Genomic DNA, 23,035 nt, shown 5'->3' on the forward strand with positions numbered 1-23,035 from the left:
TTTTAAGCGGATATTCCATCCGCTTAGTTTGCTGTACGCTTTTTCCTGCTTGCACCAAAAAACAAACGGCACAGGGCTTTTTCCCCATGCCGTTTCGGATTCCATTTTCACTCCCGGTCTTGACTTTGAGCTTAACTTAATGACATTGGCCCGGCGGCTCGCCTTTTTGTTGTTTACGTTTACTTCTCGACTGCAGTGATATACATCTATTCTTGCTCGAGCGTATCGGGATAGATCACCGTATCAAAAACTTCTCCCGTACTTTCGTCTTTGATATCAATTACGACCTTCGTCTTGCTGGAATCGACACCCTCGTACATTTGGTACATCATGCCTTGCAGCCCTATGCCGAAAGCGGCGAACGCATCCATGCTGCCCTCGTATGCTGCCTTGTCTACGGTAAGTGTAAATTGGCTGAAAGAATCGTTAGCGGTGATGTCCTTAATTGAAGCAAAGGTTTGTTCGGTCTTCATCTCTTCGATGGATTGCGTAATCGTAGCTCCTAGTTCCTTCAGCATTTTGTTATGAGCGGATTTCGACATCTTGTACGTAACGGAGCCGTCTTCGTTTTTCGTTGCTTCCTTGACGCCGTCTTCTTTGGCCGATGCGATCACTTCGTCGATGTTTTGTCCTTCGAATAACGATGCGGGCAAAGTGACGGTTACGTTTAATAGATTTTTATCGACTTCGATGCCTTTTTCTTCTTCCTGTTCATTGTCCGTTTCTTCCTTCTGCACGCCGGCAGCCGTATTCGTTGCATTCGCCTGCTTTGTGCTTTCCGGAGAAGCATCCTCGGTTTTGTCGCTCGAGCATCCTGTAATAACTACTGATAACGCCAACGCAAAAGTAAATAATTTGATTTTCATAGCTGATTTCCCCCTTTTATGTACGAAAGCGTCCTAACGCTTTACTGTATTGCTATATACTTCCTTACACTCGTAAAGGTTTCAAATAAAAATAACCCCGACCTTAGATAGTCGGGGTTATCAGGTGTCCCGAAAGGGATACCTGCATCGCTTAAAAACTAAACTATACGAGTCCTAAGAGGCGATGCAGAATGACCGCAGCTTGCGCGCGAGTCAGAAGGCCGCCCGGTTCAAGCGCGCCGCCGATACCGTTCACGATACCGGAAGCGACGAGTGCCGCTGCGCTTTCACGCGCATAGTCCGCGACTTCGGAAGCATCCGAGAAGCTAGCCAAGGATCCTTCGTAGTTAATCCGCTGTCCCGCCGCTTCGAGCGCGCGTGCCGTCAGCACCATCATTTCCTGACGCGTAATCGGAGCGTTCGGGTTGAAGCGTCCATTGCCATCGCCATTTGCAATGCCAAGTCCTTGCGCAATGCGGACCGCGTCGTAATAGTAAGCTGTTGCTGCAACGTCTGCAAATGCCGTTCCGCCATCATTCTTAAGCTCAAGAGCTCGAACGAGAAGGAGCAAGAAATCTGCGCGCTTAATGTTGGCAGCCGGCGAATAGGTAGTGCTGGACGTGCCATTAATGATATCGCGCGCTGCCAGTGCTTCGATTGCTGATTGCGCCCATCCATAACGCCCGATATCTTCGAAGCTTCTGTCCACGTAAGCAACAGCATACATGCTGAAATGCGTAGTATGGAACACGATGCTTCCAGTCTTCCCATCATAGTGTCCGTTCGGGACTGCCGTTACGACGCCATTGTCATCCACGTACCAAACGACAAGGTTGCCCGGCGATTCAAGCTCTTCCGCCGTAGGCTCATACGGAGCGATAATCGTTACGGGAGCATTATCGTTGCTCCATGTCACAACTTGATTGTTCACAAGCACATGTAGATCGAAAGCCGGCCGATCGCCGATTTCATCACGGACTGCCTGGCTTACGTCCTCTAGACTTGCCGGACTGAATACGATCGTTACCGTATCGGACGAGATATCCATACCTGCGAGCATCCCGCTCGGTAACTGAATGATGCCCATATCCGTCTTGATGGAAATGACGTATTCCTCATCATCGCTCAAAGCCGATGTCGGCAATTGGATCGCGTAGCCGTTCGTGCCCGTTGCAGGCTGCAGCTCGAACACGATTTCTTTCACGCCGTCCGCATTGTCCCCGGCTTCAGCTAATTGGCCGCCTAACATGTCGTTGCTGATAATGCCTAGAGCGCGTCCGCCTGATGCAATCGTCGGAACAACCGCGTCATTCGAACCGCCGCCTGAACCATCCTCCGGGTTACCCGGATTGACTGGGTCGACTGAAGGCGAAGTGCCGGTACGCTTGGACACGGCATCAGAYAACAGCGATTCAAGTCCGTTCGCATCAACCGACGAAACTTTGTAGTAATACGTTGTCGATGTGCTTAGATTGGAATCATTGTAGGTCTCCGCTTCAATTACAGCGGCATTCCGCTTCACGAACGGTCCCGATTCGGACGTAGCGCGATATACGTTGTAGCCTGCCGCTTGAGCGACAGCATCCCATTTGACTTCGAGCTTGTTATAGGCTGAACTGCGAATCGTAACATTCGCCGGCGGAATCAGAGCCGAATCCGCGTTGTTCACGAATTGAAGCACACCAAGCTTGGAAGTATCCTGGTAGGATTGACCGGAAGGATCCGCCCAATTCGCAACGCTGTCTCTCGTACCATTKCCGTCCTCATCATTATTAACCTGGAAGTCGAAGCCGATGACTGTGCCTTCCGCAGGGGTAATCGTATCGAGCAGGATCGCCGCCTCTACGACATAACCAACGCCAGGTACAACCTTCGTTGCCGTCTCGTAATTGCTTTGGGAAGCGTGGCCGCCCACGGTCTTAATGTTGTTGAAGTTAATCCGGTACTGGCCGTCATCGTTTTGGTACAACGGCGATTTGCCATTGTTCTGGTCCACGAAGATTTCCACGGAGTCCTCTTCATGCGCTTGCTGACTTTCATCGCTTAACACTGCATCGGTTACGACCGCATAGACATATAGGTATTGCTCATCCCACAGCGTCTTGAACTTCGCGGTCGATCCGCTTGTTCCTTGCACCCATAATGCCGTTTCAAGCTCGGCAGCATTAGCCCATTCCGCATCCTCTTCGCCATCGATAACCGGAGTTCCCTTCACCGCAAGTGCCGACTTAGGAGCGGCAACCAGCGTCAGCGAGCCGTAACCGGCTGTATCCTGGTGCTGAATGTTGCGCCCATCGCTCCAGGAAACGATTGCGCCATTCTGACCATGCTCCGTACCGTCTTGCGCGCCGCCGGTCGTCAAGCGGATGTCGAAATACAATGTTTTGCCGACCGTATTTCCACTAAGCGGAATAGCAGTTTCGACGATATAACCGCCTGTCTTCTCGGTGACTTGGTCTGATGTTTCACGAGCAATTGCATATTTCGTGAAGCCATCGTCCGTTTTGACGAACAATTCCGCTTTGTCTTCGCTCGTCTTAACACTGTCTTGCACATCAGCTAGCACATACAGATAGTTGTCATCCCATAGTGTTTTGAAACTCGCTCCGAACGTACTCGTTCTTTCCGTTTCCATAGCGGCAACCTTATTCCAGACGGCATCTATCTGCCCATCGATAATCAGAGTGCCTTCCGCAGCGCTTCCTTCCTTCGTGACGAGCGGCAGCTTGGGAGGAACGACTTCCTTCACGGCTTCAACCATTCCCCAATAAGCATATTTCGCTTGATGACGCTTATCGAACGGGAATGGCGCGTCTTGACGTGTCGTACCGCGATTATGCAGCCACGTATGGTCATCGGCCAGACCCCAGATCGTTACGTTGCTGATCCAGCCGTCCGGATTGTAAGCCGCGGTGTCCGGATCGGCGTTTTTGCCTTCCTCGTCGAGCTTCACCAGTTCCTCGAACAATTCCTTGTACCGATAGCCTTGGCGGACAAGAATGTCCTCGGGAATCGGATCATAAACCGTGCTGTTGTTCGTATAAACGGATATATCGAGCTCCGTTAGCTGGTTGTCGAATCCAGCCTCGCCAAACTTGCGGATCGAGTCCGACATTTGCTGAATGGAAGGTCCGCTCACGTTAATATGGGTTTGGTGGCCCACGCCGTCGATCGGCACGCCTTCGTCTCTAAGCTTCGTAACAAGATCGAACAGGAAATCGCGTTTCTGCGGGTTGTGCGTGCTGTAATCATTAATATACAACTTAGCGGTAGGATCCGCGTTATGCGCTTCCTCGAACGCCACGCGGATGAAATCGAGACCCGTAATGCGATACCAGTGCGTATCGCGCATTCCGTCAGGACGACCTTCGTCGATCACCTCGTTCACCACGTCGTAGTAATCGGCGACATCCGCATACTTAGCGACGACCGCCTGAATATACGATCTGAGGCGAGAGAGCACAAGCGCCTTATTCGTTTCGTTCGCTTCGAGCCACTCACCTTGCGAATCCTTCAGCATCCAATCAGCGCCTTGCTCATGCCACAATAACGTATGGAATCGAAGCTTCATATCATTGTCTTTAGCATATTTCACAATGGCGTCCGCGCCCGTGTAGGTGTACGTGCCTTCAGCCGCATTCATCGAAGCTGGCTTCATGGAGTTCTCGGCTACGATAGCATTGTAATGCTTCTTAAGCAGTTGATCCGCCGTGCCGGTAAACTGAGCTGGCTCGACCGCAGCGCCAATCTCGAAATAATCCTCGTACAAATCCTTCAAGCTATCGAGCCCGGTTTGGATCGGCAGCGTTCCTTCGAGCGGACCCACATAGGTTAACGCAAAATCGTCCATATAAAACGATCTAGGCCCGTCGTTGTCATCCGCCGTTTCTACATAAGCGTTAAGTACCGTCGGCTTCGTTCTGAGCGAGAACTTGCCGGACAGCTGTACCCATGCCGCATCCGTTACGGTTGCATTGGCGGACACGTTCGTGAATGTGCTGTCGCCGGATTGCACGCTAAGACGGAGTCTTGTCGGATCTTCTCCCGGCGCCATCTTTACCCAAGCCGACAACGTATACTCGTAGTTTTTGTGCATTTTGCCAAGAACGTTCAAGAGTGGACCATCATATTGATCCGATACGGTCGTCAGCAAGCTGTTAGCCCCTCCGCTTGTATGATTATCGTCGGAGGATACTTCAATATTGCCTTCACCGTTTCTTCGTACCCAGTCTCCTTGGCCGTCTTCAAATCCAGTTGCGATGCCTGTCTGATCGAGCGTGCTCGGATCGGGATCAGGCTCGGTCTGACCTGGCGTCACATCGACAATGACGAACTCGTCAATGTAGATATCCGCGATGGACGCGGCCGACTCGATATAAAGAAGCAATTCAGCAGCGCCGGACGGGAGCGTATAGCCTGTTTTGCTAAACGTTGTCCACTCCGTGCTTGTAACGGTCTTCTCCCCCATATGCCAATCGAAAGCGCTTCCGTTTTTCCACGTCACATGGAGGTTGTCCGAGCCTTCTCCCAGCTTTGCTTTGAGTGAAATATCATACGTTCGGCCTTGCTGCAAATAACTTAGAATACTAAGGCTCGGACTGGCCGATTTCGTTGTCCGTCCCGAGAATTGGAGCGAGTGGCTTCCCGACGATGCTTGATCTTGCGAGATGGCAACGGTGCCTGAGCCGCCCCATGACAGCGGCAGCCAACCGCCCGTACTGCCATCCTCGAAGTCTTGGCTCAGCACAGTCCCAGCCACCGGCGTAACCGGATCCGTCACTGGCAGCGCAACCAGCTTGGCCTTGAACGTATCGATATAATACGATACCGTAGCGTTGCCCGAAGCTTGAACGTACAATTGATACTTAGTCGCCCGAGGATCCAAGGTGATATTGCCTTTAATCTCTACCCACTCGCCGGCGGTAACCGTCTCCGCTCGTACGGCTTTATAAGTAGCCGAATCGCCTGCCGGCAATCCCTCTTGATTCACGTTCATCTCCAGTGTAGCTTCGCCAGCCGTGTCTTCCAGCAGCTTGGCATATACGGATAACTCATAGGTCGCCCCTTTGACCAACGTATCCAAATACGCGCCCGGACCGTTCCAGTTCTCCGTTCTCCCCGTCGTCTTGAGGCTACCTGCTCCAGTGTGTGCCGTATCGGTCGACTGTACGACTGTTTCCGAACCCCGCTTGAACCAGCCGTCTGTATTCGTGTCGAAATTATTGGCAAGCACGACATCTCCGACTGCGGCCGCATGAGCGGATTCACCCGTCCATACTTGCGGCAACAATAAGGCAACCGCAAGCAGCAAGGATAAATAAACCTTCAACTTTCTTCGCATTCCACTTCTTCCCCCTTATGCATGGATGTGAGAAAGGTAGCGCTTTCATAAACTAAAAAAGCGGCAATCCCCAAATCCATCGTAAACCTAATTCCGCTCCCTATTAACCCTAAAAACTATAGATGTTTCTGCGAAAATTTGTAATAAATAAAGGCGGCACAGGGAGAATCAACTCCATGATGCCGCCATTGCTTTCGGTATCTATATAAAATCCAACCAAATCTTAATCGCCGTAGCCAAAATCAGTACGGCCAAGATGATCTGCAGCACCTTCGTGTTCATCTTCTTGCCGGCCATCGCGCCAAGCGGTGAAGCCAGCAAACTCGCAACGACCATAATAATAGCTGGCGTATATTCGACTTGCCCCGTCGATACCTTGCCGACCGTTGATCCGATCGAGGAGATAAAAGTGATCGCGAGGGAAGTGGCAATCGTCATTCGCGTTGGTATCTTAAGCACGACCAGCATGATCGGCACGAGCAGGAAAGCTCCGGCAGCGCCGACGATACCTGCCCCAACACCGACGATTAACGCCAGTACAGCAGCAAGCCATTTGTTATATTTCACTTGATTGAACGGAATATCATCCACGCCTTTCTTCGGAATGAACATCATAATCGCCGCGGTTAGCGCCAATATTCCGTAGATCAAGTTAATGCCGCTCTCACTCATCATTTTGGAGCCAAAGCCGCCAATGAAGCTTCCGATCAGGATAGCCGAGCCCATATAGATAATAAGCGTTTTGTTCAAATAACCGCCTTTACGGTAAGCCCACACGCCTCCGATCGTCGCGAAAAACACTTGCACCGCGCTAATTCCCGCCACCTCATGAGCCGTAAAAGCTGCAATTCCGAACAACGGTGGAATGTATAAGAGCATCGGATACTTAATTATCGAACCGCCAATACCAACCATACCCGAAATATAAGATCCTATAAAACCAATTAGAAAGATCGTTACGATATAGGTTAAATTAAGCTCCTCCATCATGCTGCCTCCTTATCGTGCCGATTAACGAACGGCGCAACGATTAGGGCCGATCTCCATCTCGCGTTGCTGCTCTTCATTTGGCGTCATTCTGCCCATATTCGTCTGACGTATTTCCACATATGCATTAGGCTGCGGCGGCAAATTTTGGGTTACCATCGTTCTGAACGACTCCTCATCGGATATGTTCAATCCATGGTTTTCTTTAAACAGCTCTCCCAGCTTCCGCGCTGCAGTTCCATCTTCATTCAGCTCGTCCATTACCATGAAATGCGCAGGCAGAACGATCAGTTCTTCGGACAGTTCCCTATAGCGAGCGTAGAGCGTTTCTCTTAAGTCTCCTACCCAATCCTCAGCTAGGCCCGAGAGATCAGGACGACCGATGGAATCGATAAATAAAATATCGCCCGTAAGCAAATACTGGTCGTCAATGATGAATGAAGTGGAACCAATCGTATGCCCAGGGGAGTATAGCGCTTCAATGTCGATGCTTGTGCTGCCGATCTTCACTTGTGCTCCGCCTACCAGTGCTTCGTATTCAAATAACACATCGCCGGCATCCTTCGGGGGCAGCCAATACTTCGCTCCCGTTTGTTCCGCTATAACGCGCCCGCCGGAGATATGGTCGGCATGCAGATGGGTATCGAATACATGCTTGATAGTCACATTCTTGCTGCTTGCAAATTCGGTATACACTGCAGTCATCCGCGTCGCGTCGAACAATGCCGCTTCCCCATCCGAAATCGCCATGTAGGATAGACAGCCTTTGCCGATTCGCACGAATTGATACAGCTCTCCGCCATCCTTCAGATCGCCAACCTTGAGAGGAACAAGATGCTCACTCCAAGCTTTCATTCCGCCTTGCAAATAAGCGACGTTACGCCCTTGCTCGGACAGCATCTCAGCAACCATCACGGACGAGCCCTCCTTCGCGCAAACGACGAGTATTTCTTCATTTTCCGGGAGCTGCTCCAGAATCTCTTCTACGCCGTCAATAAGGTCAAAGTAAGGAACGTTCAAATGCATGATATTCTCGCCTTCGATCTTCCAATCCGCGAAATCAGATTCATTACGAACATCTAATATAAACAGCTGCTCTTTATTAATTGCCTTCTCTGCCGCTTCCTGTGCTTGCATCGCTCTAATTGTCATTGTCATATATCCTCCTTCGTATTTTTGCGAATATTAAGCTAAACCATCCGTACGGCCACTCCAACTGCTCATGCCCGGTACAACGTTAATGACCTGAGAGAATCCGTTCGCCGTCAGCTTCCTAGCTGCCATATCGCTGCGATTGCCGGAGCGGCAAACGACGTAAATCGTCTCGTTATTATTCAACTCTGCCATGCGCTTATCCAACTCGCCGAGCGGAATGGATACGGCGTTCGGGATATGATTGAAGGCGTACTCCGCCGCTTCTCTAACATCAAGAACAACGATTGGCTCCCCAGCCTGCAGCCGCTGCTCCAATTCCGCATTGTTCGCGACATGAGGGAAAGCATTCTCCATCGACTCTTCATTGGTGGATTTGCGCAAATAATGCTTAAGCACCTCGCCCTCCTCGATCGTGCCGAGATAGTCATTTCCTGTACTTTCGGCCCATGCTTTCATATCTGCTTTTGAGCCTTTATCCGTTGCTTCTACTTCTAATACTTGGCCTGCTTCGAGCTCCTTCATCGCTTTCTTCGTGCGGACGATCGGCATTGGACACGCCAATCCCTTTGCGTCTAATTTCACATTGGATTTAATCATTGTCATCGTTATCGTTCCTCCGTTTTCATTATACCTATAGGGGTATGCAAATTAGTAAAAAAGAGCTTCCTTTTTTTGAACAAACTACTCTTTATCCTTTTCCTTTAGCCGATTTGAATATTACCCTCCCACGCCAGCATACCGCCGATCATATTCACAGCCTGATAGCCTTGGCTTGTCAAATACTCCGTTGCCCTCGCACTTCGGCCGCCTGAACGGCAGACCATAATATTTTCCACCGTCTTATCTAAATCCTGTTTACGAAATTCAAGGAGTCCCAGTGGAATATTATCGGCACCAGGAATTTTGCCCACTGCAACCTCGGTCGTCTCCCTCACATCAATCATTTGAATCTTCTTCCCGTTCTTCAATAGCTGCTCCACCTGCTGAGGAGTCAATTCCTTCACGATAACCGCTCCTTTTGTTTGTATTATGCTATGCGCGCCATGCGCTCATGCCGCCCTTTACATTGGCAACCTTGGGAAACCCGGCTTTTTTTAGAATTTGACTTGCTTTGCCGCTTCTCATCCCGCTTTGGCAAATGACAACCACTTCGCGCTCCTTGGATAGCTCATTCAAGTAACTAGGCAGCTCCTGGAGAGGAAGATTGCGGAAGCCGCGAATGTGGCTTCCTTTGAATTCCCCAACCGTTCTTACATCAATAAATTGCTTCTTCGTATCCGTTAGCTCTCGCTTCAATTCAGCCGTGGTCATCTGTCTAACTCCCTTAACCGGAAGCAACCTCCACAAAATAAACAAAGCAGCCAGAGCGATCACGATCACCATTGACGTATCCAATCCATACCCCTCCTTATCTGTTCCCAGCCGCCGTGCACTAGATGAACAGGTTCACGTTTCCTTCTTGAGCGTCCGCCAGGTAAGCCGCAACACCGGCATATTCAATACCATCCAACAGCTCTTCCTTCTGAAGGCCGAGAAGATCCATCGTCATCGTACAAGCTACCATCTTAATATCCTGCTCCTTAGCCATCTCAATCAGTTGCGGAAGCGGCAGGGCATTGTGCTTCTTTATAACATCCTTAATCATCTTCGGTCCCATTCCGGCAAAATTCATTTTGGAAAGTCCCATCTTGTCGGCTCCGCGCGGCATCATTTTGCCGAACATCGACTCCATAAAGCCTTTTTTCTTAGGAAGCATGATGTCCTCATCCTTACGCAGCGCATTTAATCCCCAAAAGGTATGAAAAATAGTCACCTCATGATCATAAGCTGCTGCTCCGTTAGCAATAATATAGGCAGCCATTGCTTTATCATAGTCGCCGCTAAACAATACGATTGTTGTTTTCTTTTGTTCGTTCACTATATATGTCCTCCTCAAAATTATACTAATACCCCTATGGGTATATAATCGATCAAAAAAATTTAGCCTTTACGCAACCAAAACTTCAATACTTCGCCTTCTTCTTGATGATCAACAATCTCGTTTCCTGTTGATTTAGCCCATGCCGCAAGATCGTTTTTGGCTCCCTTGTCCGTTGCATGAATTTCCAGCACTTGACCCGGCTGCAGCTCGTTCATCGCCTTTTTCGTTTTCACTATCGGCATTGGACATGCCAACCCTTTTGCGTCCAATAATTTGTCTGATTTCATAATAATAAGCCTCCTTAGGTGTATTAATCATAATTATTTCTATATTAATTATCTGCTCTTAACGAGTAAATTAACGGCATCGACGATCAACTGCTCCATATTTGCTTCTAAGCTGCCCCTCGATACGCTTAATCCTGTTCTTCATTGGATCGTTGTAATTCATCCCTCTCCCTCCCGTCTGTCTGTTTAGCTCAATTGCATAACCCAATAATATACCCCATAGGGTATGTTGTCAACCCAGTAATCCCTCATTCATACTTTAGCTTAAAGCATAAAAAAGAAGGATGTGTCTCCACATCCCCCTTACTCCAATAAACTATTTATTCGGCAGCTGCGACACATAGCTGTCCGACAGATGAAGCAGTTCAAGCGCTCGATTGTATTGCTCCTCCGATGTTCCCTCTTCCGACTCGCTATTATCGAGCAAGAAGTAGTTTACACCGTCCTCAAACCCGATGCCCGGCAGGAATACGTCCGTATCCGTTATGACCGAGCCGCTCGGCAAGAAATGCCGCATCGGCAGCAGGTTGGAGCTCTGATTGAGCAAATCCTGGCCAAAATGAATTTGATTGTCCAGCGATACGCCCGTCAAGTTCGCAACCGTCGGCAAAATATCGATCTGACCGCCGGTTTGCTCCATCACCGCTGGATACGTAACGCCTGGAGCATGCATAATGAGCGGGATTTTGAACATATCCGTATATCCGTACTCATGCCCGATCAATTCCTCGATCAGCTTCTTCTCGCTGCCGTCCAGCGAGTACAGCGGCAGCCCTTGATGGTCGCCGTACATTAACACAACGCTGTTATCCCACAGCCCGGTTTCCTTCAAGTCTGCGATAAACTGTCCAAGCGCATAATCGGCATAATTTTGCGCATGAATATAGTTGCCTACGAGCGTATCATCGTACTTGCTTGGAAGCGTCATACGGTATTTCGATTCCGGAATATGATACGGATGATGAGCGCTCATCGAAATAACCTGCGCGTAGAAAGGTTGCTCTTCTTTATCCATCTTAACAAGCTCGTCGATCGTCTTCGCATATAGAACCTCATCAGACGAGCCGAACGCTACGTGGTCCTCGTCGCCGAAGAAAGCCTGATCATAGTAACGATCCCAGCCGAGCGCCTTATACAGCTCCGTGCGGTTCCAGAACTCGACCTTATTCGTATGGAATGTCGCCGTTGTATACCCATTCGCATGGAGTAGCTTCGGCAAGCTCGGAAGAGCTTTGTCTACATTATGTTGTGTGGCAGCCTCATGCTGAGGCACATAAAGCGACGTGTTGACTACGTATTCGGCATCCGATGTCGTTCCAGATCCGACCATCGTGTAGAAATGGTTATAGTGAAATTCTTCACTTACGAGCTTATTCAAATTCGGTGTAATTTCTTGGCCGTCGATCTTTGCGCCGATCAGGAAGTTTTGGAACGACTCCATCTGAAGAATAATGACATTTTTCCCTTTGGCCGCTCCCCAATATTTCGGCGTCTCCGCCTGTGTTACAGGTTGCTGAATGCCCTTCAGCTCGTCGATGGCTACCTGGGAAATGTTCTCCATCTCCACCGGCTCCTCAGCCTCCAAGCTATCGGCGAATATCGTGAACACCTCGTAATTAAGAATACCCATTTCATTCGCTTGCTTGCTTTCGTTCATGCTGGCCCGGTTCGGCCACACGCTGAAGAGGCAAAGCGCGATCGATACGGCGAATATAATAGGCAGCACAGGCCCGCGTACGGTTTTCATGCTGATCGACTTGCGTATACGCACATGCTTCGGTCTCCACAAAATAACGGCAAGCACGATTATATCTAAGAATATAAGCAAATAATAAGGGTCCATCAGCGAATACGTGCTGTTGCCGACCTTAGTCACCTTATCGGCTTGGCTGAACGCATGATACGTGACGATGATGCCATAATATTTGTAATACATGAGGACAGTAAAATAGAGCAGCGTGAACATCAAGTTCACGATCATGTAATACAGCATCTTGCGTTTCTTGGCTAGCCATTCGATCAAGCAGAACACGATCCAGAAGAACGGAACCTCCGTTATGAGCATGTTCCATGAAGGGCCCTCTTGGAATACGATGTCCCAAGCGAGAACACCCTTTAATATAAGAATAATTGTAAAATAAATAAATCTCCGATTGAGCAGTCTCATTAACATGGACAACTCCAGTCACCCCTTCCCATAGCATCAAGAAGAATACTCCTTTTTGAAGAGAAGGTAAATGGATGTTGCTGGATTGTGCGAAAAGATTCACAACCTTACTGATTTTTACCGTTTGAGCTGGTTAGGGCTCGTATTCGCAACGGTTGCCAGCATTTTTTCGCTTTTCACCATCTCGGAATTGCATTGTTGGCATAGAGGCACGATGGAAAACGTGAAATTATCTCTCATCCATCCCGTACAGCTATCTCCCGTACATGACCAGATGGGTGTTAACTCTTCCGGCAAATCCTCCTGCAATCTTCTTCGAGAATAATACATTGGCATCCCTCTTCCCACTAGAAACAAATGGATAAAAAAAGAAATGCCCCAAACGATACGTTCGGGGCATTTCCTTATTCCTATTCCTTACAGCTTAACAACGTTTTCGGCTTGCGGTCCGCGGTTGCCTTGAACGACATTGAACTCGACGCGTTGGCCTTCGTCCAATGCTTTGTAGCCGTCGCCAACGATTGCGCTAAAATGCACGAATACGTCGTTGCCGCCTTCGATTTCGATAAAGCCAAAGCCTTTTTCCGCGTTAAACCATTTCACTGTTCCTTGTTCCATTCTAATTACCACCTTTGATTGATTTACATGACCTTCTTATTTCAATATATAAGAATTTATAAGTTTTCACTTATAGATGTGCTTATATATCTCCACGAAACGAGCTTTTGCCCGCCAAAGGACGGCGACAGCCGTTTACGCTTGTTTCAAACAAAAAATTCACATATCGTACTAGGTTATTGTTTCGAATGAATAACCCACTACGATATGTGAATTCGGTCACGCGTTCTATATATGCATTATACTCTATCCGGCCGATAATAGCTAATCCCAATGGTACCCATTGTAAAATATTTTATTTTTTACAAGCGTAAACGGCTGTCGCTCCGCACGAACCGCATCCGTTGATCGCTTCTATGAATCGGACTTTACGTAAATCTCATACGCCCACGGCGCCAAATCTACCGCATGCTCCGCTTGCAGCTCGACCGGCGCATCGCCGCCAAGCGTTTGATACGCGCCTGCGGAAGCTCCAAGCTGGACGGTGCTTGTCACGCTGTCGGCGGACAGGTTCATGAGCACAATAACCGTATTGCCGTCCTTCGTGCGTTCGAAKGCAAGCAATCTGTCGTCGCCGCCCTCAAGCGAACGGTAATCTCCACCCGCGCTTCCATTCCACAGCGCTGGATTGTTGTGCTTCAAATCCACAAGCTGCTTATAGAACGGCTGCATGGATAGATCATCCCATGTGATCTCGTCTTTATCGAAAAATAGCAGCCTTCTATTAAGACCCGCCTCCTGCCCCGAATAGATAAGAGGCATACCCGGGAGTGTGAAGCTTAGCGCCGCCATCGGTTTAACCGCATCCCCCAACCGCTCATACTCCGTCCCTATCCATGAGTTCTCGTCATGGTTGGACGTGAAGTTGAGCGCATACGTGCCTGAAGGATAACTCGCAGCCAGCCGATCTGCGTAAAGCGCGATCTGCTTCGCATTGCCCTGCCCTTTGGCCACTCGATTCATCATATTGTACAGCTGCCAGCCGTAATTGGCATTGAAAGCGCGGCTCAGAAGGCTGATCTGTTGATCATCCTCCGCCAGCATATAGACCGGCTTCAGCTTCTCCAGCTCCACCCGCGCCTGCTCCCAGAACGCTTTGGGCACGCCGCCGGCATAATCGGCGCGATAGCCGTCGATATCGAATTCGCTCACCCAATACTTCATGCCGTCAAGCATAGCTGCCTGCATGTCGGCATTGTCATAGTTCAGATCGGCGACATCCGCCCAGTTCGTACCCGGCGGCATCACGATATTGCCCGCTTCGTCCTTCGTATACCAATCCTTATTGGCCGTCCAAGCGTGATCCCAGCCGGTATGGTTGGCAACCAAATCCAGCAGCACCTTGAATCCCATTTCATGCGCTTTATCGACGAGCGACTTGAAATCTTCATCGGTGCCGAATTCCGGATTAACCGCCTTGTAATCGTCCACCGCATAATACGAACCCAGCGCTCCGTTCCGATTCGTCTTAGAGATCGGATGGATTGGCATGAACCATAGAATATCCACCCCAAGCTCCTTCAGACGCGGCAGATGCTCTTCGAACGCCTTGAAAGTGCCCTCCTTCGTGTACTGCCGCACATTGACCTCGTACATGACGGACTTTGCCGCCCACTCGGGAACGGGTACCCCTTGTTGCACCACGGCTACCACCTCCTTACTTGGCTCCTTAGGCTGATCCGCATTTCCCGTGGAACAAGCAGACACCCCCAATAGCGAAGCGATCAACGGTAGAGCAATCATCCATTTCACTCTCCTTGGCATCGACTTTCCCTCCTTCACTGCCGTGAATAGAATCTATAATTGAAATGCCATGTCATCTCCAAATGGCATTTGCAGTCGAAGCCATTACCCTTTGACAGAGCCCAGGGTGATTCCTTTGACGAAATACTTTTGCAGAAACGGATAAATAACGAGCAGCGGCAGCATGGAAATAAAGATTTTCGCCGCATTAAGCGTCTGGTTGGACAACACCGACATCCGCTTAACCGATTCTTCATCCATCCTCGTCGGATCGATCACGACAGCCACTTGCCGAATATACGATTGCAGCGGATAATGCTCGGATTTATTCATAAGGACAAGCGCCTGGAAAAACTCGTTCCAATGGTATACGATCGTAAACACCATAATAGTAGCCAGCACCGGTACGGATAGAGGCAGGCAGATGCTGAACAAGATGCGCCAAGGTCCGGCACCGTCGATCATCGCCGACTCTTCCATTTCCTTCGGCATATTGCGCAAATAGTTCATCACGAGGATAACGTTGAAGACGGGCAGGCCGCCGCCAAGCACGAGTCCCCAAATGTTATTCGTCATGCCAAGCGTTTGCATCGTCAAATACCATGGTACCAAACCGCCATTGAAGAGCATCGCGAAGACGAGCAGCCACATGATAATATTTCTTGGCCTAAACTCCTTCGGCGTCTTCGACAGCGGATAAGCCATCAATAAGATAACGAAGAATGCGATAGCCGTGCCGTACACAACCCTTTTCACCGAAGTGAAAAACGATTTGAAAAATTGTCCGTCTTCCATAATGGTCATATAGGAGCCCCACGTAAAGCCTTTCGGCCACAAGAACACTTGTCCCGCCGACGCTGCCGCCTTATCGCTCAGCGATATCGATAAGGTGTACCATATCGGAAGCAGGCACAGCAGCATGAGGATAATAAGCAATATGAGGTTCAGGCCGTTAAACAACCTGGAAAACACCGAACGTTCGGTTATCATGTCTCTTCACTCCTGCCTGTAGTTTAAAATATTCGATAATTCGCGAACCGGTAAGCCAGCGTATACGAAACCGAGATAAGAATAAGTCCGACAACCGATTTCAATAGCCCTACCGCCGTAGCGAGACCGTGCTGGAAGTCGATGAGACCTGCCCGGAACACCCACGTATCCACAATATCTCCCGTCGAGTAGACCGATGGATTGTACATATTGAAGATTTGATCGAAGCCCGCGTTCAAAATATTACCTAGGCTGAGCGTAGCCAGCAAAGCAGCTACGGGGAGAATGCTCGGAATCGTAATTTTCGTAAGCCGCTTCCACTGCGATGCGCCGTCAATGGCTGCCGCTTCGTACATCTCGGGATTAATAGAAGTAAGCGCAGCGAAGAAGATGATGGCGTTGAAGCCGAATTCCTTCCACACGTCGCTTCCGACGACGAGCGCCGGGAAGATCTTCGCGTCCGCGAAAAACAAGATCGGCTCGATCCCGATAGCGCTCAGGAGCTGATTAATGGGACCCGAGTAAGAGAATATATCGAGCATCATGCCCGCTACGATTACCCACGACAAGAAGTGCGGCAGATAAACGATCGTCTGAACCGTACGCGTCAACAAGCGGTTTTTCACTTCGTTCAGCATCAGCGCAAAAACAAGCGGAACGATCAGGTTGCCGACCATCTTCGCGAACGCGATAACGACCGTATTCCGGAAGATCAGCTTGCTGTCATCCAGCTCGAACATATACTTGAAGTTTTCCAACCCGACCCATGGCGACTTCCAAATGCCCATGCCGGGATTGAACTCTTTGAACGCCGTTAAGACGCCGTACATGGGATAGAGATTGAAGAAGATTAACCACAAGAGTCCGGGAATCAGCATGATATAGAAATGTTTGGCAAAGCTTCTGTGTAACATTCTCTCTCCACTTCCCTTATTTGAAAGATAAAGACGGGCGACGAGCGCCCGTCTTATTCCAGTCACCTATTTCAATTCATTAACTTCTTCCGTAACTTTGTCGCCGCCTTGATCTTTCCACTTCGCTACGAACTCATCGAATGCGCTCAGATCGGCACTGCCCATAATGATTTTGAGGAACGTCTCGTCTTCAAGCTTCTTCAGATTCGTCCATCTGGATTCCATCGTTTTGGTCTGTGCTGTCGCAATACTGCGTACCCAGTTGATATCCGCGTCTACAAACGTCGAGCCGCCGTTCAGATGCGCATAGATGTGATTGAAGAAGCCGGCATCCGTCTTCTGATCGAAGTACTGGATATCGTAATTGTCTACCGGATCAAGCTTAACGGCTTTGGCGTGATTAGCCATTTCAAAAGCCCATCCGTAGTTGACATTGTCGAAATCCTCAAGCTTGATTTCATCTTTCAAGAACTTGCGAAGGTTATTAACCGCGTATTCCAATTGATCGCCCGCGCCAAGGATCAGGAACAACGGCACCTGTTGGGACGTCATTTCTTTGCCTTCCGTCAGCGTCTTGAATTCTTCGTCCTTGCCCCACTTGTGAAGCGTCAGCATTTTGATAACAGCTTCTGGGTGCTTAGCGTTTTTGCTGACAACAATGTAGTTGCTGCCTGTCGCTTGGTTAGAGTTGAACTTACCTGCTTCGTTAAGCGGAGCCGCATAAGGTCTCCAGTTCGCTTTCGGATCATTAGCCATCGAATCCGTCAAGTTGTAGGCCGACCACCATGGGCCGAAGAAAATGCCGGTTTGGCCGCTTGCCACAACCTCGGCCGTCGATTTACGAATGCCAAGCTCTTTGTCCAAAATGCCGTTTGCGTACCAGTCCTTCATCATGCCGAGCGCTTTTTTCGTTTCTTCCGTCGTCGAGCCGTATACCGCATTGCCGTCCTTATCCTTCACCCAGATACCTGGATACGCATCATTGGCGAAGAACAACGGGGAGAAGTTATACCAATGGTCGGTCGAATTAAGGAAGTTGGAAGATAGCGAACCGCCTTGCTGCGTACCGACGATACCTACCGTGTTCTCTCCGCCCATCTTGTTGTCGATGAACGCTTTGGCGATGTTGCCAAGATCTTCGAGCGACTTCGGCGCTTCAAGCTTCAGACTGTCGAGCCAGTCTTTGCGAATCCAAGTGAGCGGCGCGGAAGGCAGCGTTGTCTCAGGCAATGCGTACAGCTTGCCGTCGAACGTTACGCTGTCCAGCAGACCCGGATTGGAGTCGTAAACCGCTTTCAGCTCCGAGCTTGCATACTTGCCGTATACTTCGTTAAGATCAGCCAATTGGCCCGCTTTGACCATTTGGCGAAGCTGCGTTTCGTTAACGACCATCGCGTCAGGCAAGTCGTTACTGGAGATTGCGAGGCTCACTTTCTGTTGATAGTCGTTGCCTGCAGCCGATTCCCATGCATGCTTCACGACGATGTTGTATTTATCTTTCAGCCAGCGTGTGTAGACGTTGTCCTCCGACGTATCGCTGCCGTCGAACTTATAGTTCGGGTCAATCGCGCGGCCGATGGAAACCTCGGTCACCTCATCGAACTTCGCGAACGGATCGATGACCTCTTCCGTGACCGGTGCGTTAGTCGCTCCTCCATTATTCGCCGGCGCATCCGTCGCTGCGTCCGGCTTGTTGTTATTTCCGCTGCACGCGGCTACGCTAGCCGTCACGGTCATCATAGCCAAAATCGTTAATATGGCTTTCTTCATGTGAATCCCCCTTTGGTAATCGTCATTGTTTCCTTCGACAAACTCAATATAGCACGGGTACGTTCGGCCTCGAGATAGAGAGCATTCCGCAATCAGGGTAGAAATTTTCATTACCGCATAAAGAAACGCGCGAAAAATGTCTATCCTCTTTTCGCACGTTATCTACCCTCTATAGTTTCATTCTTTGGCTCTCGGGCATTTGCCTATACTCGCTTGGCAATACGCCGGCATGCTCGCGGAACAAGCGGCTGAAATATTTTTCGTCGCTGTATCCGATCTGTTCGGCGATCCACTGAATCGTCTTGTTCGTGCTCCGCAAATATTCCTTCGCCCGCTCCATGCGGATTTCCCGCACATAATCGGTGTACGTCTGACCTACGTACTGCTTGAAGCATTGGCTGAAGTAGCTACCGCTCATATTCACCATCTGAGCGATCTCCGAAGACGAGATCGGTTCGCCAATGTTCTGCTGCGCGAGATTCATCGCCTTCACGATGCTGTTCTGGATTTCCGGAGAGAATAACGGCTTTGCGCCCGCGCGGCTGATCCGCTCCCGCACCTCCGCAAGCCACCTCTCGAAGCTGAACCAGCTCGGGAAAAAATCCTCGATGGCGATCGGTTCCGCCAAAATCGCTTGATACAGCCTGTTCCATTCGTCAGATAAGGAGTAGAAAATACGGGCCAGGCGAACCGGAGGCATCTTCAGCTCCTTCAGCTCGGATAGCTGCGACCTGAACACTGCATCGTCATAAATCCAATCCGCCGCTCCCCACTTTTCCTTCATCTGATCGAGTGGAATACCGCTCGTTGCCTTGTCCCCATTCATATAGATCGCCGCATCGATATGGAGCAAGCCATTCTCGGGCTCATAATCGTAGAAAAGATCCTTTTTGGCATATCCCCTAATCATTTGCATGATGGACTTATGGTCTATACCTTCCAGACCGCTGAATTGAATGCTGACCATATTCGCATTAGGCATAGTTGCCCGCGGCAGCGGTTCCGAGGTATACCAAATGCCAGGGCCTGCCTCCGCCGCGTTGCTAGTAATCGCTTGATCCGCCGATAGTTCCTCCGTGCCTGCGCTTAGCGCATAATACACATATAGATGACCGCCTGCTGGCGTCACCATGTCCACCTGATGCTCGGCAGCAACTTTCAATCCATCCTTGCGTTCCATCAGCTTGACGATCCTGCCGAGCACTTCCTCGAACTGCTCTTGCTCAAGCTGGGTTTTCGCTATATAGTCAATGGCTCCTAGGCGCAGCGCCTCCTGTATATATTCAAAATCCTGATGCAGCGACAACACGACGATCTGCACCGAAGGGAATCTCTCCCGAACGATTCGCATGAGCTCGATACCGGACATAACCGGCATGGACAAGTCCGTCATCAACAGATCAATGGGATTCATCTCCATAAACTTAAGCGCGTTCTCTCCGTTATTCGCCTCGCCTACGATCTCCATGCCGAAATCCTGCCATGGCATCGAGGAGATAATGCCTTTACGCACAAGCTTGTCATCGTCCACGATTAATAATCGGATCATAAGGGGTGCTCACCTCCTGGTGCTGATGCTGCTATGGCGGCAAGTGACTCAGAATCGGCGGCAGGCAAGGGTAGACGTACGGAAACGATTGTTCCTTTACCCTGCTCGCTCTTTATCTGAAGCTTGGACTCACTGCCGTAATTAGCCTTTAGAATCCGCTTTACGTATTTCATTCCGATTCCCATTCCAACCTTATCGCTTTCCTCTGTATCGTCGTCCAAAAGCTGATCAATCATCTCTTTCGTCATGCCCGCTCCGTTATCTTGAATCGTAATGAGAAGACCGTCCTCCTGCAGCATCACTCCGACATAGATATAACCGTCGTCGCTTACACCATGATAGAGGGCGTTCTCCACCATCGGCTGCAGCAGGAAACGAGGGCTCGGCAGCCCTAAGCTCTTCTCGTCCACGTCGATATCGACATCGAACTGGAAGTCGTAACGAATTTGCTGCAGCTGCAAATATTCCTTAAGCGCATCAATCTCGTTGCCGATTGTGGACGTCTCCCCCATTTTGCCGAGATTGTAATAGAGCAGCTTGTTCAGGCTGAGCACCAGCTTGTCGATATCCTTCTGACCATTCATGACGGCAAGCCAGTGAACCGTATCGAGCGTATTCATCAAGAAATGCGGATTAATTTGATACAATAGCTTCTCCACTTCCAGGTCGGCTCTACGCTTCTCCTTCTGCTCCACTTCCTCGTAGAGCGCCCAGATCTTCCGTTTCATGCTGCGCGTCTGGTATAGCAAATAATCGAATTCCGGGATATAGGTCTGCTCCTTATGCTCGCCCTCATTCGAATGAATGAGCGACTTAATCTCCCGGTGGAACTTATCGAGCGGCCGATAGACCATCTTCCACAGCAGCCAAGCGAAGAACAAAGCCACAATAATGAACAAGAAGAAAATGCCCGATATTTGAAGAAGCCACCGGTTTCGCTCCTGATTGAGCTCCTTCTCCGGAACGACGGATACGATGCTCCACCCTTGATTACTTACTTCCTTGTTCCAAAAGTAACCGCCGGAATAGCCGGATAACACATTCGGATTCGTCTCCGGGAATAGGCGCTGCACGGCAAAAGAGTCCGATACTTCGCTGAATGCAATCTTTCCCGTTGGATCAAGCAGCAGCAAGCGGCGCGAACTTTCCTTCCGATTCTGCGGAGCGAACAAAGAAGTAAGCGCATTTCGGCCTGACTCAATGTATAAATACATATCTTTATCCGGCAAATTAACCTTACGCATAATACTGAACACATATTGATTAATCGAGCCGTTGTAGCTGATATGGGGACCATAATACGTGATCTCCGAATATTGAGCCAAGATCGGCAGCTTATCCGGCTGGAAATCGCCGCGAACGCGGAAGTTCTCGAAGTCGTACTCCTTATTCTCGGCATCGTAATACATCAGCAAGCCGATATTCGGATTCGAAAACGTAATATTGTTCAATTCGCTCCGAATTTCATTGTTCAGCCGCAGTTTCTCGTAGGGCTCCTGTACCGTCTCGAGCTCTTCAAGCCGCTTAATCGTGCCTCCGCCATAAGCAAACTGCTGCGATACGTGATTGAGATTGTTGAGCGCATTCTCCAGCGTCAGCAGGTCCTGCTTCAGATTGCTCTGCAGCGCGCTCTCCACCTTATTGCCGATGATGGAATCGATCGTGTAAAACGATATGAAACCCAAACAAATAAATGGGGTTAAACTGCTTATCAAAAAGATGAAAATAATTCTGTTTTTGAACGTTACATTGTTTAATCGTTTCATTCGCATAAGTGTGGAAATACCACCCTTTCCTGTACGAATCATGCTGAATGGGCACAATACCCGCTAATGATATCATAGCTTGAAACGAAGTGGATGAGGTATGAAAATCATACGGAATGAGGGGGACAATTTTTATTTCGTGTAGTTTTCATATATTTCCTGATTGCAATTAATCGCCCATTAACAAATGAGCACTATACTGACCGTAATGCCGCACATTATATATGGAAAAGGAATGATATGTCGTGGGAATTCATACGTATTTTCAATCTCTTAACGATCTCGAGCGTATTATTCGTTGTCCAGGGAAATTTAAATTCGAAGAGCACAGCGTATCCGCTCATTCTTGGAAGGTTGTCCAATACGCCAAGACGCTCGCCGACATCGAGGAAAGCAATGGCGTGGCGATCGACTGGAAGAAGCTTTACGAAATTACGAGCAGCCATGACTATGGCGAAATCTTTATCGGGGATATCAAAACGCCCGTCAAGCATTCTTCGCTGGAACTTCGCGGCATGCTGCAGCAGGTAGAGGAAGGTATGATTGCACTCTTTATTGAGGAAAATATTCCGGAGGAGTTCAAGCCGATCTTCTTTAGACAGCTGCGCGAAGGCAAGGACGACTCCGTCGAAGGGCTCATTCTTGAAGTGGCCGATAAGCTCGATCAAGTGTACGAAGCTCTGACTGAATTGCAACGAGGAAACACCGAGAAAGAATTTGTTATCATGTATCGCGAAGCGCTTATTAAGATTAAGAAAATAAAGCTGCATTGCGTGGATTACTTCTTGGAGCATATCTTGCCGGATATTGTTAACGAAAGCTCTCATTCTCCTATTGATATTAAGAAAATTACGAATGAGGCTTTGGGGGCTTAACCTTACCGCGAACGATGACGATCTTCGCGTTGTCCGTATGATTCGCTCCCATCTCCACCAGCGAGAAGCCTTGGACGGGAGCTATT

The 23,035-nt window shown here is 49.3% G+C and carries 19 protein-coding genes; 1 reads left to right on the top strand and 18 read right to left on the bottom strand.

Annotation, left to right across the window (positions count from 1 at the left end; translation table 11 throughout):
• Positions 1 to 206 precede the first annotated feature (206 nt).
• From AB4Z33_RS23825 to AB4Z33_RS23910, 18 genes are all read right to left on the bottom strand, one after another.
• Positions 207 to 866, bottom strand: a complete 660-nt coding sequence (locus AB4Z33_RS23825) for a hypothetical protein (RefSeq protein WP_442052282.1) — start codon at positions 864 to 866, stop codon at positions 207 to 209.
• Between the two features lie 163 nt (positions 867 to 1,029).
• Positions 1,030 to 6,207 carry an endo-1,4-beta-xylanase gene (locus AB4Z33_RS23830; RefSeq protein WP_442052283.1) on the bottom strand — a complete coding sequence of 1,726 codons (5,178 nt, stop codon included), beginning with the start codon at positions 6,205 to 6,207 and terminating at the stop codon, positions 1,030 to 1,032.
• A gap of 201 nt (positions 6,208 to 6,408) precedes the next feature.
• Complete coding sequence (locus AB4Z33_RS23835) at positions 6,409 to 7,194, bottom strand: sulfite exporter TauE/SafE family protein (RefSeq protein ID WP_442052284.1); 786 nt, start codon at positions 7,192 to 7,194, stop codon at positions 6,409 to 6,411.
• 24 nt (positions 7,195 to 7,218) lie between these two features.
• Positions 7,219 to 8,346 (bottom strand): MBL fold metallo-hydrolase, encoded by a 1,128-nt coding sequence (locus tag AB4Z33_RS23840; RefSeq protein ID WP_442052285.1) that lies wholly within the window; start codon positions 8,344 to 8,346, stop codon positions 7,219 to 7,221.
• Between the two features lie 33 nt (positions 8,347 to 8,379).
• A complete protein-coding gene (locus tag AB4Z33_RS23845) occupies positions 8,380 to 8,952 on the bottom strand; it encodes a sulfurtransferase TusA family protein (RefSeq protein WP_442052286.1) in 573 nt (190 codons plus the stop codon).
• Between the two features lie 98 nt (positions 8,953 to 9,050).
• Positions 9,051 to 9,353 carry a rhodanese-like domain-containing protein gene (locus AB4Z33_RS23850; protein ID WP_442052287.1) on the bottom strand — a complete coding sequence of 101 codons (303 nt, stop codon included), beginning with the start codon at positions 9,351 to 9,353 and terminating at the stop codon, positions 9,051 to 9,053.
• Positions 9,354 to 9,381: 28 nt separating this feature from the next.
• Positions 9,382 to 9,732 (bottom strand): rhodanese-like domain-containing protein, encoded by a 351-nt coding sequence (locus tag AB4Z33_RS23855; protein WP_442052310.1) that lies wholly within the window; start codon positions 9,730 to 9,732, stop codon positions 9,382 to 9,384.
• A gap of 49 nt (positions 9,733 to 9,781) precedes the next feature.
• Complete coding sequence (locus AB4Z33_RS23860) at positions 9,782 to 10,267, bottom strand: DsrE/DsrF/DrsH-like family protein (protein WP_442052288.1); 486 nt, start codon at positions 10,265 to 10,267, stop codon at positions 9,782 to 9,784.
• A gap of 62 nt (positions 10,268 to 10,329) precedes the next feature.
• Positions 10,330 to 10,557 (bottom strand): sulfurtransferase TusA family protein, encoded by a 228-nt coding sequence (locus AB4Z33_RS23865; RefSeq protein ID WP_442052289.1) that lies wholly within the window; start codon positions 10,555 to 10,557, stop codon positions 10,330 to 10,332.
• 316 nt (positions 10,558 to 10,873) lie between these two features.
• Complete coding sequence (locus tag AB4Z33_RS23870) at positions 10,874 to 12,730, bottom strand: LTA synthase family protein (protein WP_442052311.1); 1,857 nt, start codon at positions 12,728 to 12,730, stop codon at positions 10,874 to 10,876.
• A 111-nt stretch (positions 12,731 to 12,841) separates the two neighbouring features.
• Entirely contained in the window at positions 12,842 to 13,054 is a 213-nt protein-coding gene (locus AB4Z33_RS23875; protein ID WP_442052290.1) for a cold-shock protein, read from the bottom strand.
• An 87-nt stretch (positions 13,055 to 13,141) separates the two neighbouring features.
• On the bottom strand, positions 13,142 to 13,342 hold the full coding sequence (locus AB4Z33_RS23880) for a cold-shock protein (RefSeq protein ID WP_337103502.1): 201 nt from the start codon (positions 13,340 to 13,342) through the stop codon (positions 13,142 to 13,144).
• Between the two features lie 354 nt (positions 13,343 to 13,696).
• Positions 13,697 to 15,106 (bottom strand): alpha-amylase family glycosyl hydrolase, encoded by a 1,410-nt coding sequence (locus tag AB4Z33_RS23885; protein WP_442052291.1) that lies wholly within the window; start codon positions 15,104 to 15,106, stop codon positions 13,697 to 13,699.
• A gap of 84 nt (positions 15,107 to 15,190) precedes the next feature.
• A complete protein-coding gene (locus AB4Z33_RS23890) occupies positions 15,191 to 16,075 on the bottom strand; it encodes a carbohydrate ABC transporter permease (protein ID WP_442052292.1) in 885 nt (294 codons plus the stop codon).
• A 23-nt stretch (positions 16,076 to 16,098) separates the two neighbouring features.
• Positions 16,099 to 16,989 carry an ABC transporter permease gene (locus AB4Z33_RS23895; protein WP_337103505.1) on the bottom strand — a complete coding sequence of 297 codons (891 nt, stop codon included), beginning with the start codon at positions 16,987 to 16,989 and terminating at the stop codon, positions 16,099 to 16,101.
• Between the two features lie 66 nt (positions 16,990 to 17,055).
• Positions 17,056 to 18,759 (bottom strand): extracellular solute-binding protein, encoded by a 1,704-nt coding sequence (locus tag AB4Z33_RS23900; RefSeq protein ID WP_442052293.1) that lies wholly within the window; start codon positions 18,757 to 18,759, stop codon positions 17,056 to 17,058.
• Between the two features lie 169 nt (positions 18,760 to 18,928).
• Complete coding sequence (locus AB4Z33_RS23905) at positions 18,929 to 20,308, bottom strand: response regulator transcription factor (protein WP_442052294.1); 1,380 nt, start codon at positions 20,306 to 20,308, stop codon at positions 18,929 to 18,931.
• Positions 20,305 to 21,993, bottom strand: a complete 1,689-nt coding sequence (locus AB4Z33_RS23910; RefSeq protein WP_442052295.1) for a sensor histidine kinase — start codon at positions 21,991 to 21,993, stop codon at positions 20,305 to 20,307. The genes AB4Z33_RS23905 and AB4Z33_RS23910 overlap by 4 nt, the downstream gene beginning before the upstream one ends.
• Before the next feature lie 326 nt (positions 21,994 to 22,319).
• On the opposite strand from AB4Z33_RS23910, the gene AB4Z33_RS23915 reads away from it, so the two are divergent.
• Entirely contained in the window at positions 22,320 to 22,949 is a 630-nt protein-coding gene (locus AB4Z33_RS23915) for a YfbR-like 5'-deoxynucleotidase (protein ID WP_442052296.1), read from the top strand.
• Positions 22,950 to 23,035 lie beyond the last annotated feature (86 nt).

The sequence above is a fragment of the Paenibacillus sp. 2TAB19 genome, from assembly GCF_052115185.1.
In the GTDB taxonomy this organism is placed as follows: domain Bacteria; phylum Bacillota; class Bacilli; order Paenibacillales; family Paenibacillaceae; genus Pristimantibacillus.

Bases quoted from the DNA above. Each gene is read 5' to 3' on its own strand.
- AB4Z33_RS23870 (WP_442052311.1), bottom strand. From the start codon at position 12,730: ATGTTAATGAGACTGCTCAATCGGAGATTTATTTATTTTACAATTATT.
- AB4Z33_RS23825 (WP_442052282.1), bottom strand. From the start codon at position 866: ATGAAAATCAAATTATTTACTTTTGCGTTGGCGTTATCAGTAGTTATT.
- AB4Z33_RS23890 (WP_442052292.1), bottom strand. From the start codon at position 16,075: ATGATAACCGAACGTTCGGTGTTTTCCAGGTTGTTTAACGGCCTGAAC.
- AB4Z33_RS23840 (WP_442052285.1), bottom strand. From the start codon at position 8,346: ATGACAATTAGAGCGATGCAAGCACAGGAAGCGGCAGAGAAGGCAATT.
- AB4Z33_RS23905 (WP_442052294.1), bottom strand. From the start codon at position 20,308: ATGATCCGATTATTAATCGTGGACGATGACAAGCTTGTGCGTAAAGGC.
- AB4Z33_RS23900 (WP_442052293.1), bottom strand. From the start codon at position 18,759: ATGAAGAAAGCCATATTAACGATTTTGGCTATGATGACCGTGACGGCT.
- AB4Z33_RS23865 (WP_442052289.1), bottom strand. From the start codon at position 10,557: ATGAAATCAGACAAATTATTGGACGCAAAAGGGTTGGCATGTCCAATG.
- AB4Z33_RS23875 (WP_442052290.1), bottom strand. From the start codon at position 13,054: ATGTATTATTCTCGAAGAAGATTGCAGGAGGATTTGCCGGAAGAGTTA.
- AB4Z33_RS23880 (WP_337103502.1), bottom strand. From the start codon at position 13,342: ATGGAACAAGGAACAGTGAAATGGTTTAACGCGGAAAAAGGCTTTGGC.
- AB4Z33_RS23855 (WP_442052310.1), bottom strand. From the start codon at position 9,732: ATGGTGATCGTGATCGCTCTGGCTGCTTTGTTTATTTTGTGGAGGTTG.
- AB4Z33_RS23845 (WP_442052286.1), bottom strand. From the start codon at position 8,952: ATGACAATGATTAAATCCAATGTGAAATTAGACGCAAAGGGATTGGCG.
- AB4Z33_RS23835 (WP_442052284.1), bottom strand. From the start codon at position 7,194: ATGGAGGAGCTTAATTTAACCTATATCGTAACGATCTTTCTAATTGGT.
- AB4Z33_RS23895 (WP_337103505.1), bottom strand. From the start codon at position 16,989: ATGTTACACAGAAGCTTTGCCAAACATTTCTATATCATGCTGATTCCC.